This window comes from Tolypothrix sp. PCC 7601 (assembly GCF_025677855.1).
GTDB lineage: Bacteria > Cyanobacteriota > Cyanobacteriia > Cyanobacteriales > Nostocaceae > Aulosira > Aulosira diplosiphon.
Genome location: NZ_CP064879.1, coordinates 7,605,380 through 7,618,515, shown reverse-complemented (window position 1 = coordinate 7,618,515; position 13,136 = coordinate 7,605,380). Strand labels below are relative to the sequence as shown.

General features: G+C 39.7%; 8 protein-coding genes. 1 reads left to right on the top strand and 7 read right to left on the bottom strand.

Annotated elements, in window-relative coordinates; genetic code table 11:
* Positions 1-73: 73 nt before the first annotated feature.
* From HG267_RS30875 to HG267_RS30860, 4 genes are all read right to left on the bottom strand, one after another.
* Entirely contained in the window at positions 74-1,201 is a 1,128-nt protein-coding gene (locus HG267_RS30875) for a hybrid sensor histidine kinase/response regulator (RefSeq protein ID WP_045873045.1), read from the bottom strand.
* Positions 1,202-1,346: 145 nt separating this feature from the next.
* Entirely contained in the window at positions 1,347-1,802 is a 456-nt protein-coding gene (locus HG267_RS30870; RefSeq protein WP_045873046.1) for a response regulator, read from the bottom strand.
* An 8-nt stretch (positions 1,803-1,810) separates the two neighbouring features.
* On the bottom strand, positions 1,811-5,836 hold the full coding sequence (locus HG267_RS30865; RefSeq protein ID WP_052335337.1) for a PAS domain S-box protein: 4,026 nt from the start codon (positions 5,834-5,836) through the stop codon (positions 1,811-1,813).
* 113 nt (positions 5,837-5,949) lie between these two features.
* Positions 5,950-6,096, bottom strand: a complete 147-nt coding sequence (locus HG267_RS30860; RefSeq protein ID WP_155539516.1) for a hypothetical protein — start codon at positions 6,094-6,096, stop codon at positions 5,950-5,952.
* A gap of 130 nt (positions 6,097-6,226) precedes the next feature.
* Between HG267_RS30860 and HG267_RS30855 the strand changes: the two genes are divergently transcribed.
* Complete coding sequence (locus tag HG267_RS30855) at positions 6,227-7,531, top strand: agenet domain-containing protein (protein ID WP_045873047.1); 1,305 nt, start codon at positions 6,227-6,229, stop codon at positions 7,529-7,531.
* A 524-nt stretch (positions 7,532-8,055) separates the two neighbouring features.
* Here HG267_RS30855 and HG267_RS30850 read toward each other — a convergent pair.
* From HG267_RS30850 to HG267_RS30840, 3 genes are all read right to left on the bottom strand, one after another.
* Positions 8,056-10,221 carry an AAA family ATPase gene (locus HG267_RS30850; RefSeq protein ID WP_045873048.1) on the bottom strand — a complete coding sequence of 722 codons (2,166 nt, stop codon included), beginning with the start codon at positions 10,219-10,221 and terminating at the stop codon, positions 8,056-8,058.
* Between the two features lie 23 nt (positions 10,222-10,244).
* Positions 10,245-10,751: a hypothetical protein gene (locus HG267_RS30845; protein ID WP_228045444.1), complete on the bottom strand. Its 507-nt coding sequence runs from the start codon at positions 10,749-10,751 to the stop codon at positions 10,245-10,247.
* Between the two features lie 153 nt (positions 10,752-10,904).
* Positions 10,905-13,037, bottom strand: a complete 2,133-nt coding sequence (locus tag HG267_RS30840; protein WP_052335338.1) for a DUF4157 domain-containing protein — start codon at positions 13,035-13,037, stop codon at positions 10,905-10,907.
* Positions 13,038-13,136 lie beyond the last annotated feature (99 nt).

Sequence of the window (13,136 nt, the reverse complement as noted above, 5' to 3'; positions counted from 1 at the left end):
TATGCTCTCCCTCAAAGGTCATCACCCTCGATTTTTTAGGAGAATTATTGAGTTTTCAAATTGCATTGATAAATTAATTGAGTGTGAGATTACAGTCTCCATCAATATAAGGAATATTGACTGTAAATATTGTTCCTTTACTGACTTGACTGCTAACAGTAATTGTACCTTTATGTAAATCTACACACCGCTTGACAATTGATAAACCTAAACCAGTACCGGAGATTGTGCCTACATTCCGCGCTCGCTGGAAAGGCTGAAATAAGTTCACTTGGTCTTCTTGAGGAATACCTACTCCGTAATCTTGAATTTGAAAAATAATATCACAATCTTTGACTGTTATTTGAAAATTAATCATACTCTCTGGTGGGGAATATTTGAGAGCATTATTCAACAGATTCATCAGAATTTGGCGAATAAGTTTTTGGTCAATCTTAGTAGTCAAAGTTGTAAGTTTTTGATGATCACGAGTAGCAACAAAGACAATTCTCTGCCCGTAGATATTGGCTTCAAAATCTGCTATTAAATCATGACAAAATTTTACTAAATCTAATGTTTCTAGATTTAACTGCAACTGCTCAAGGTCAGCTAAGTTGAGCATCAATACATCATCAAGCAACTGAGTCATGTGTTTAATGGCTTTTTCAATGCGTTCTAAATGTTGCTGTTGCTTTTCTTGGCTGACACGATAGCTATAGGCTGCTAGGTATTCAGTGGAGGAGGCAATAATAGTTAAAGGTGTACGAAATTCATGGGATGCTGTAGAAATGAATCGCGCCCGCATTTGGCTGAGTTCTTTTTCTTTCCGCAAAATTTGCATCCGCTTGATAGCATACTCGACCGTTTTTACTAATAATTGGGATGAAATTTGTCCTTTTACTAAATAATCTTGTGCCCCCAAAGCTAAGGCTTCTAGAGCTAGTTTTTTATCTGGCAACCCGGTGAGGACTACAATTGGTAGATGTGGAACTGCTGCTTGCATTTGAATAACAGTATCTAGACCTTGAGAATCTGGTAATGAGAGGTCTAAAAGAATTACATCAAATTCACTATCTTGTAGTTGTTGGAGTGCAAGATGAAGTCGTTTGAAATGAGTAATCTGCCAGGAATTAGCTTCGCTATCCTGTAATATTTCTGTCAATATTGCAACATCAGCAAGATTATCTTCTACAAGCAAGACCGCCAGCATATCACTTTCCATACATCATCTCACCCACACCATCACAACGTTTCAAGTCCTAAAGTAACAAGTATTTTTTTCAGAAAATTATGATTTACAAAAATTCAAATTTATTTTGATTTTTATTTTTGCTTGACAAGCATCTTGCAATCTCAAATTAGCAATTTCAACTATTCTGATGAGCGGGTAACTCAACAAGTGCTAACCAAAAATGCTCGATTGATTTGACAACTGCTACAAATTGTTCCAGATCAACTGGTTTGACAAGGTAGCAATTAACGTTGAGCTGATAACTCTTGAGAATGTCAGTTTCAGCCGAAGAAGTGGTCAATATGACAATAGGTATGGTTTTGAGATTGTCATCTGCTTTGATTTCTGCTAGTAGTTCTCTACCATTTTTCTTGGGTAAATTTAAATCTAGCAGAATTAAATCAGGACGATTGACATCCTTATATTTGCCGCGCCTATATAAATAATCGCTGGCTTCGGCTCCATCTCGCACAATATTTAACTGATTGAGGAATTTACTTTCGCTCAGAGTTTCTGCTATCAAGACGGCATCACTTTTGGAATCTTCGACAAGTAAAATTTTGAGTACTTTTAATCGATTGTGAGATGACATATTCAGTTCTAATTCCCAATGGGAAGTGTAAAGTAAAAAGTAGCTCCTTGTCCAAGTTGCGACTCTACCCAAATTCTCCCACTATGCCGTTCTACAATCTTTTTGCAGATGGCTAATCCTAAGCCAGTACCAGAGTACTCATCACTAGCATGAAGCCGTTGAAAGATTCCGAATATTCTTTCGGCGTACTGTGGTTCGATGCCAATTCCATTATCTTGAACAGTGAACACCCACTCTTCCTGAGAATTTGCAGAAAGTGAGCTGCAATTTTCAGGGAAATGTTGCTCTGTTAATGGTAATCTATTTTTATGAGCAGAAATATATACCTTTGGAGAGAACTCACTACGGTATTTCAAGGAATTGCCAATTAAGTTTAGTAACAAATTTGACAGTTGGGTGGGATCGGCAAGCACAGTGGGTAAAGGATCGGCGGTAATTGTGGCTTGAGTTTCAGTAATGGTGATTTGCAAATCTTTTTTAACCTGTTCGAGTAAGGCATTACAATCAACTGATTGCAACCTTGGTTGATAGCGACCGGCTCTAGAGTAGGTTAATAAATCTTTGACGAGTTGCTGCATCCGGATTGCGCCATCGACAATAAACTCGATATACATATCTGCTTTCCCATCGAGTTGTCCTTGATAACGCTTTGCTAGCATTTGTGTAAAACTGGTAACTGCTCTGAGTGGCTCTTGTAAATCGTGAGAGGCGACATAAGCAAATTGTTCTAGTTCTTGATTGGAGCGTTTCAGTTCTTCTGCTAGTGTTCGGGATGATTCCTCGGCTTCTCTGAGTTCAGTAATATCGCGACTAATCGTCAAAACAGACTCAACCTCACCATTTACTCCCAACTCTGGGACTACGTAAGTTTGGTAAACTTTCCACTCATCTTGGTGGGGAACTCGAAATTCATGTATTCGCATTTTGCCTGTGGTAAAGACAGTTTCTAAAGATGCTGTCCAAAAATCAGCAATTTCTTGGGGATAGCCTAAGTCTGCGGGTTTTTTGCCCAGATAGGTTGTGACTGGAATTCCCGACTGTTGTGTACTAGCAGGGTTGACATAAAGATAACAATATTGGCGATTATGTCGGCTAATGACATCGGGTGTATTTTCTACTAATGTCCGAAATTCTTGTTCCCGTTTTTGCAGAATTGCATTAGTTTCCAGCAGTTGCTTGGTACGTTCTTGAACTTGCAGTTCTAGTTCATCCCGTGCCATTTTGAGTGTTTGCTCTGCTTGCTTTTGCAGAGTAATGTTCTGCGACATGGATAAACCTGCAAATATTTCTCCTTGCTCATTGAATAGGGGGAGTGTATGGATTTGATAAATAGACTCGCCAAAGGAAAGTTCAAAAATTGTGGTTTCTCCGGCTAATGCAGCTCGATAGTGTGGTTCTAAAACCGCACTAGTTTCTGGAGGTACGGTTTCCCAGAGAGTATGTCCCTCAAGTTGTTCTTTTGTCATCCCAACTTTGGCTATTTCTGTACCATCAGATAACAGATAGCGTAAATCACGGTCAAAAATGTTAACTCCACCATTGGGGAAGTTGTGAGCTAGGGTGCGATACAAATATTCACTCTGGCGCAGTGCTTCTTTGGCTTGTTTTTGTGGTGTAATATCATCACCAAAAATTATAATGCCACCAATTTCACCTGTAGCAGTATGCCAGGGATGAATTTCCCAGTTAATCCACTGCTGGGTGCCATTGGCGCGAGCAAACAAATCTTCATCACATCTTTCGCTGGCTCCAGCTAGACAGCGTTGATGGATTTGTCGCCAGTTCTCGGTAATTTCGGGAAAAATTTCGTAGTGCGATCGCCCAATTAGAGATTCCACTGTATCGAGATGATAGCTATCCACCCATCGTTGACTAGCTATGATGTAGCGCATATCTCGATCAAACATGGCAATCCCAGCAGGTGCATACTGGACAAATAGGCGTAAAGTGGCTTCGCTGGCTTGCAAACTCTGTTCTGCTTGTTTGCGTTCGGTAATTTCTTCACATACGGCACTGATACCAATAATGCGTTCCCCATCTTTTAATGGCAGAAAGCTTTCTAACCAAGTCCGTTGCACACCAGGTTGAGCGGGAGTTTCCCCAGTTATTTCTATATTGAGTACAGGTTCGCCTGTTGCGAAAATGGAGCGAAACATTTGTCCTGCTGCATCCGCTATATTAGGTAGCAACTCTTGTACTGTCCTACCGATATGTGCATCAATCGCCAAACCATTCATTTGGGCTAGGCGTTCATTAATCCGCACAAAGCGCAAATCTTGATCTAAAACGCTTAAGCCAATGGGGGCTGATTGATAGATAGTTTCAATTTCTGCTAATTGGCGCTGCAGCTGAATTTGATTTTCCCTTAAGGCTGCTTCTGTGCGTTTGCGTTCGGTAATATCTCGACAAACGCAAAATCGCAGAATCTCTCCTTCCCACTCCACGACGTTGAAGCTAATTTCGGCATCGTAGACTGAGCCATCTTTGCGACGATGCTGAGTTTCTAAAATCCCACTGTTGTAATTCGTGCAGTCTTGCATCATTTGCTGTAGCTGGGCATCGCTACACTGAGCATCCCAATCAAAAATACTGAGTTTAGCAATTTCTTGGCAATTATACCCCAACATTGCCGCATATCGGGGATTGGCATCTAATACTTTACCTTCTTTGTCTAAAATGACAATGCCATCAAAGGAGGTTTTAAACAGGGTTTGAATCCGCAGAGATTCTTTGGCTAACCTTTGTTCAGCCTGTTTACGCTCCGAAATATCTTCAAAGGCGCTGACAGTGGCGATAATTTGCCCATCTTGATCTAGAATTGGCGCTGCACTCACAGATAACAGGGTGAATGTGCCATCACCTCGGCGGTAGTGTATTTCTTCACCTTTAATGACTTCGCCAGAAAGCAGCGAACGGGCTAGGGGGTACTCTTGCGGTTGATAAGGTTGCCCATCTTCGTGAATTGCACCGTATTTAATGTACTCTTGGTAAGTCTGGGCTGGTAATATTGGATGGCGCAACAGTCTGACGGCTTCTTGATTGTGAAACAGTTGTTTTCCCGAAGGAGCCTCTGCGATCGCCACACCTAAAGGCATTTGTTGCAGGACTTGTTCTAAGCGGCTGCGTTCCGCTTCTAATTGTTGTAGTAGTTGATTGCGTTCGGTTTCGGCTTTTTTGCGCTCAGTAATATCTCGTACTGCCGAAATCCTCACACTCCGCCCTTGATAAAAGCTTTGTTTACCTACTACCTCTAATTGAATGAGGGTGCCATCTTTTTTAATCCCAGTAATTTCATAAGGCAGTTCATACTGGTTCTCAATATGATGCAACAAAGTTTCCTGGGATTCCGGCGTGAGAAAATCGGTTGCTGATTTACCGATTACTTCTTCTAAGGTATAACCAAACATTCGGGCGAACCCAGCATTAGCTTCAATAATTTTCCCCTGCTCTTTCATCAAAATGCCTTCAAACATGGCATCCACTAAAGCAGAAAATCGCATTTGGCTTTCTTGAGATGCTTGTTCTGCTCTTTGACGTTCTGCAATTTCTCGACGCAGGGATTCATTAATGGCTGCTAAATCCTGGGTTTTAGCTGTAACTCTGGCTTCTAATTCCTCAGTTAGTAGGCGTAATGCTGCTTCTGCTTGCTGGCGTTCTGTAATGTCTCTGGTAGTACTAATGACTGCCTCAATTTCTCCGTCATTTCCCTCAATGGGAGAAATCACATATTCGTAGTACCTGACTCCATTAACGGTGGGGAAACTCGTTTCACCTCTCATCGCAATTCCCGTATGCAATACAGATTTGCGTTGCAGATCGTAAACTTCCATGATGTCAGCCGGAAATCCTAACTCCTGCCAAGTTTTCCCCAGCAATTGCGCCTGTTCTAAACCCAAAGCTGCTAACCCGGCTGGACTGGCATAAAGATAGCGTAAGTTGCGATCGCTAATATATATATGATCGGTAGAGGCTGCTAAAACCCGATCTATCAGCCCGATCTGCTCTGAGAAAATAGAATTCTCTTCGCTTGCCATTACAGTATCCTCAAAAGTTTCGCTGGTAAGCTAATGCACATCTAACATTTAGATTGCATATTTTTTTGTTGGGGTTGTCAAGGGGTCAAGGGTTAAGGGTCAAGGGTCAAAGGTTAAGGGTCAAAATTTCCCCCAGGATGTTGGCATTGTCCTCCAGAAGTAACTGCGATCGCATTAGTACCGTCGTGAATCCAAAATTCAAAATTCAAAATTGGTTTTGGGGAAAAGGTTAAAGGTTTTCCCTTCCCCTTTTTCCCCATTTCCCCCTTCCCCAACAACTCTTGCTATATTACAGAGGCGAAAAATTTCTATCTCTTAATAAATCAACCAACTCCCCAAAATACTTGAGTATAATTGCATACTATGTTTTGGCGTTGGGAGAACCCGCTCATGGATAAATCAATTGTGCAGTTGGTTGACGAATTACCAAGCGATAATATCAGTATCAAGGTTTTAAACGCTCTCAATTATGTTGCTCCCGGACAGTGGAACAACCTGGTAGGTTTTGACAATAGTGTACGTGCAATTACTGGTGAAACTGACCCCGCAGTTATTCAAAGAATCCGCGATCGCGCTGTTTCTCTTTATAACGATCCGCAAAATGGCTATCAGATGGCGGTGAAACTATATCAAACCATCGATAAAGCCGACACCGCTATGGCGACAGCAGCTTTAGCAAATAAAGTGGGTGAAAAAATTGGTTTTCTGTCTTTTTTAAGTAACATTACTCCCAAAGCAGACGTAACTCAAACTATAGATTTAGTCTTAAAAATTGCAATTGAAATTATTGCCTTCTCGAAAATAAATGGTATTCCTAGTCCTAATCCCCAAGAATTTGCTAAATCTCTAGCCGACAACTATCAAGATGCTTCCCTGATGCGGATGATAGCCTTAGTCTGCATAGATGGAATGCTACCTTTAGGGCCTGATTTCCTCAGTAAAATTCACAGCATTATTACTGGCTCTGATGCCAACGTAGTCGCACAAAATCCTGTATTCTTAGCAGTTAATACCGCTTTACCTGGTAATAATCCCTCCGAGAAATTTGGTTTTATTACTCAAGCTTTCAACTCCGTACAAGGCTGGATGAATGGCTTAGTAGCGAAGACAGGTTTAACACCGCAATCGATTACTAGCCATTTAGGTAACTTTATTCAGATTGCTGATGATAACTTAGATTTCGTCGCCGCATTCTTGGATCAAACCACCAATTACTTTGAGCATACAGGCATTCAATCAGTAGCACGCGCCATAATTTTGCGATCGCACTCTTTAGTGAAAGCCGAAACTCCTCCACCAGCACTACAACCTAGCACAGCACCAGCATCAGCAGCACAGCCAGGTAAAAGTCAGTATGCAGTTAGCAAAAATGTAGAAGTTTGGGACGAAGACGACGAAGATTGGTATCAAGCCACAATTGAGAAAGTAGAAAATGACCAATTCTTTGTCAATTACATTGGCTACGGTTCATCCTACAACGAATGGGTAGGCGAAGATGAAATTCGCATTCGCGAACATGGCTCATCCGATAGCAATGGATTTGCTGTGAATCAAAAAATCAAAGTTTGGGATGAAGATAACGAAGATTGGTATTCCGCCAGTATTCAGAAAATTCAAGGACAACAATATTATGTGCATTACCTAGATTACGATTCTTCTTATGATGAATGGGTGGATTTGGAAGAAATTAGGTAATTCGTAATTCGTAATTCGTAATTACAAATCTGTGTTGGATCAGATACCTGACTGTTTCAATAAGTCGGGTATCTTTTTGTTTATGAAGCAGTTGGCTATTACCTCAACAACTAATATCAATTTGAAAAAATAATTCGACAGATTGTAGGGGGACAACATTGCTCATCGGTGTCAACTTAAGCTAAAAGCGATATAAGACGGGTGTTGTACAAATACCTCGCGCCCTCATCCCCTAACCCCTTCTCCCCTTGGAGAAGGGGAACTAAATCTCTGGCTCCCTTCTCCCTGTGGGAGAGGGGCTGGGGGTGAGGGCGAAACCTTTCACAAGAGCGGGTTTCACGTTAATTTGACACCAATGGATATTGCTTAAACCCTACATAGCAAAGTTGGCTGATATTTTTCTTTCACTAGAATGAATGTCATTGATGCCATTCGTTTAGTTGAAAGTAAAAATTGTAGTTTATAACAAGCTTATAGCTAGATAGTTTGCAAATCTTGCTGATTTTTAATTAATCAAACTCATTTCAATTTAATTCTTTATCTTTGAGAATTTTGCCCATCTTTTGATATTCACGACGTACTGCTTGAATCAAATGAGGCATTTCAATTTGATTGCTATCCTCAGCAGCTAAAAAGGCAGCAGTTAAGGCAATATTACGAATATTTGCCCCTGTAAGTTCAAAATTATGGGCCAGAAAATTTAAGTCTATCTCAGAACTACAAGGTGTGCTTTTAGGAAATATTTTCTGCCAAATTTCGTACCTTTGCTTTTCATTAGGGAAAGGAAATTCAATAATAAAACGCAGTCTCCGGACAAAAGCATCATCCATGTTCATGCGGAGATTAGTAGTTAGGATAGTAATTCCTTCATACTCTTCCATTTTTTGTAATAGGTAACTGATTTCCAAATTAGCATAGCGATCATGAGCATCTTTAACTTCACTGCGCTTGCCAAATAGAGAATCTGCTTCATCAAATAAAAGAATAGCATTAGCATTAGTAGCAGCAGTAAAAATTCGATGTAAATTCTTTTCGGTTTCACCGATATATTTACTAACTATTTGGGATAAATCAATTTTATACAAGTCGAGTTGTAATTCTTGAGCAATGATTTCTGCTGCCATTGTTTTCCCTGTACCAGGGGTTCCAGAAAACATGACATTTAACCCTTTCCCCAGTGAAACTTTACTTTCAAAACCCCATTTTTCCCAAACTAAATGTTGGTGCTTGACTTGGTTGCAGATTTCTCGCAAGAGATGCTTTTGGTTAGCCGGTAATATAATATCGTCCCAACTATATTTAGGCTGAATGTGCCGCGCTAAGGTGGCTAAATCATGTGCTGATAAACCTCTAGCGGCGGTAGATAAATCAATTAATGTTATAGATTTTTGTAAGTTAACTTGAGTATTAGTAGCCTCTATAGCTTGATTTTTCCAGCCAACTTGATTGGTAGCATTTACCACAGCATCAGCAATTTGTTCAGAAGTGAGACGAAAGCGATCGCTTAAACTATCCAACTCTTGATTATCTAGGGTAATATCTGCTGCTTGCAAGTATTTCTGCCAATAAAAACGACGCTGTGCAAAATTTGGCATCGTGAAAGGAACGGCGATTAGTTCTACTACTTGATTTGTAATATTTACCCAAGGTTTGATAGCAGATAAGATAGTAAATAGAGAATATTCAATTAACTGCTTGAGAAAAATTTGATATAAAATATTATTTTCTGGAGCTTGCAAACTATCTAAAGATTCTATATAAAGTAAGGCATTTTTAAACCTAGCTTCACGAAATAATAATTTGATTGTTGATTCAAATTCAGCTTTAGCCTCGACAATCCTCGCCAAGTCTGCTATTAAAAAAGGTAACCCCAAGGATTTGGCCATAGCTTCAGCAGTCTGCCGTTTACTGGGGATATCCTCACCTTTAAAATATAAATTAAAAGGTTTAACTGTTTCTAAATTTGCTGTGATTAATGATATCAAATTTTGTTTAATTTCTGGCTCTAAAGGCAAGTTCTCAAAACTGATTTGAGGTGTAATTAATTGGCAAAAATCAGTAAGTCTAGCATCTATACCTGTTTCTCCTAATAAAAGTTGAATAACTTGCTGATCGAGTTTAATGTTATGAGCGAGTAGAGAAGGATCTGTGTGATTAGATTCTGGAATTAGATGTAGCAGTCGATGACGAATCAGTGGTGCATCAGCATTAAAATGAACCCGTCGTGTGAGTTTTTCTATAGCAGAAGTGCAGAGTAAATTGAGAGCTAAGTCTATGGTAGGTCGTTTGCAACGTACATCATCTTGGAGATAAGCATAGAGGCGTTCATAACGACGGTCAAGTTCTGGGGCGAGTGCGATCGCTATAATATTTACATCGAAATCTGATAAACCAAAAATTTCTTGAAGCCATGCTAAAGGAGAGCCTTCCCAAGCAATATCTGAAGGTAATTCATCTAAGTTTGCGCTGTTCTGTTGTAATACAGGTGTTACAGGTTGACTACTTAATAAACGTTCTACCTCTTCTTGACGAATGTGCATCCCATGATAAGGGCTATTTAATACTTCTGTATCATAGGTTGTGTGAGCATTGGTAATAGCTTTTTCTAACAGTTTGTCTAATTGTTGTAAGAAAAGGAGAAGTTGATTCAGGTAAGGAGTATAAGGATTTTCGTCTGCTAAAGCAACCATTATTAATCAGTAATAAGAATGTGTTAATTTGAAGAATCACTAGAAATAATTTGTGTTGAATGTAGAATTTCTCTAAATACTGGCATATATTTTGCTTCTAGTGGTTTCAAGGTTGCTGCATTAATTAGATAAAAAGATGAAGAATCATTGTAAATGAGAGACTGTAATTGGGAAAGGCGTAAACTTGTGGTTATTTCTGTCCATTCGTATTGTCTAATATAAGCTTTGTGACCAGAAATATGGCAAGATTCCTCACTGATTAACTGATATTCATTGTAGTCTTCTTGTATTTTATTACCAGAGTCAGTAATTAAGATTTCAAACCAATTACCAGAATTATTTTCCGGTTCAGCTAGGAGATAACTCATTGTAGAGCGATACTCCTCAAAATATTCCTCAAAGCCTGGTTCTGGGAGTCCAAAAATCCGAAATTGCCATTGATTAATAACTTGTGGATGCCAATATTCCGGCAAAGAAATAGATATACCAATTTCTTCACTACAATAGCTGCCCATGTTTGGTAATTTCATAATTTCCTGGCTTAATCTTTATTATTGGAGATGTTTTTCAATCCCCTCTTCCCTTTTAGGGAAGGGGGTGAGGTTGAGGGGATTTCCTATGTCAAGACTCTAGAATTCAAAAATGACAAATGTTTTCGGAGAGTGACATAAGAGGGGTATTAATCATTCGCTTTTGTAAGGCCACAAAAGTATTACACCTCTCCTGATACCAAAAGAACTTTCACTTGCTGCTATTAATTTAGGCTTTTCAGCCTCATTAGCAGCTTTAGTGGTAGCATCATAAGCCATTTCAGCTAATACTTCATCTGATTCTTTGTACCAAATAATTTCCGCCAATCTGTCACTTCCTTGTACCTCCTTAGCAATGATTTCTTGCACTACCTGTCGCTTGACATAATGTTTTGCACTGCCGCTCTTAGCTTTACCTTTAGCGTAATTATAAACTTTGGGGAACAAAGCATTATAAAGTTCCGCTTTCATGGCTCCTACCTCAGCTTCTGGCATATTCGGCCGCTTCTCAGCTACCTTGCTCATGAGTGTACTGGGGTTAGGACTTGAGCAAGCATCTTTGATTGCACCTTTAATTGCGGAAATATCTATTTCTATCTCGATTTCGGCACCACCACCTACTCCTAAAGTTCCCCCGACGGCAGTACCAAGTTTAAATGTACCCTTTGAGAATGTTGCTTCACCTTTCACTTTTGCGCCTACACCAGCCGATAGCGATCCACCAGTGGAGATATTAATTAATTTATTGCCCTTACGAGTTGTAATACTTCCAGATACCTTGCCACTGATTTGAGCGCCAGCAAGTGCTTCTGCGCTAACACTACCGGAGATACCGGCAGGACCAACTTGTGCTTTACTAGTAGCCTTAGCTGAAGCGCCACCATCATATTTACCTTCTGCTGCCACCTGAGCGCCCAAATTTCCCTTACTAAGTTCAGCCGAAACATTACCTGATAAAGAAATTCCTGCTTTTGCTTCAGCCGAAGCACTAGCTACCAATCCATCTAAAACATTCAGTTTTAACTCACTTTTGGCACTTGCTTTAAAACCAATAAAACTTTCTAGTTTTCCTTTTAATTTCAGACTTAATTCACCTGCATTGAAAGCTAGATCCTCTGCCAGTGTAGCTCCGATACCTCCTTGGGTGCTGATCTCAGCTAGTAACTTAATGCCTTCAATCACATCTTTTACTTCGGCACTGACTTTACCTTTAGCGTCTACTCCTGTAAAAAGCTCCTGTGAACTATTTCTAGAAAATGTACCTGTCTCTGTTTTAGTGCTATAAGAGCCAAAGAATCCTGCTCTCATTAATAATTCACAGGCCGCTTTAAAGTCTTGATCTTTAGCTTCTATAATTTTTTTTGCTGCTATTTCTGCTCCAGCCAATTCTGATGTTTTTTCAGTGACATTTTGATAACCTGATTTACTTTGTTTTAAGTATTTTTCTTCATCTTTAGTTTTTTTACCTGCTTCTTTAGATAAAAGTTTAGTTTCTTCGCGTTGAATAACTGCTGTATTTCCTAGTGCGGTAGTACCATTTTGCTGCACAACATGAGTTAATTCATGGGCAATTAACTCTTGCCCTTCTCGACTTCCAGGTTGATAAGCTCCTTCACGGAAAAATACATCTCGCCCTGTAGTAAATGCTTTGGCTTGAACAGTTTCATTTAGCTCATTTGATAAAGAGGTAGTATGCACCCGAACTCCACTCAAATCTGTGCCAAAAGCTTGCTCCATTGGTTCTCGGATACTTTGATGAAGAGGTTGCCCCGTACCCCGCTCCTGTTTGAGAGATGCTTCAAACTGTGGAGAAGTCCTTATATTATTTTCCTGTGTTTCAGCTTTTCGCATCAATGTTTGAGGCTGTATTGTTTCTTCAGATTGATAGGGCTGGATTTTTGAGGTATTTATCTGCTGAACAACTTGTGATGCAACTCGATCAGCTTCTTGTTCGTATTTATCCCCTGGTTGATTAACTGTTAGCTTGTCCTGTACCATATTACCCTGTTTATTAGCTGTTAATTCATGGGACAAACCTCGAAATAAAGGACGACGCTGGATTGCAGAATTATTAGTTGTGGAAATTTGCTTCAGAAGTAAGTTGGGAGAATTATCTGTTGGTTGATTTGGGAGACTTTGCGACTCAATCAGACGACTTAGCGCCCTATTACCAAACATATCTTGTAGTTCTTCTGCTGGATGGATATTGCGCTGATTACTAGATGCGGTTTGTTGATCAACAGTCGATTTAGCCTTTTTGGTTTGGCTTTGTCGCAAAGTACCCATAATATTAGCCTCGAATTTTTTAATTAGAAATATGGATGTAAATCTGGTGATAAAATTACTGATTATTGGGAGAATTGACGCAGATTAAATTTCAGGAAA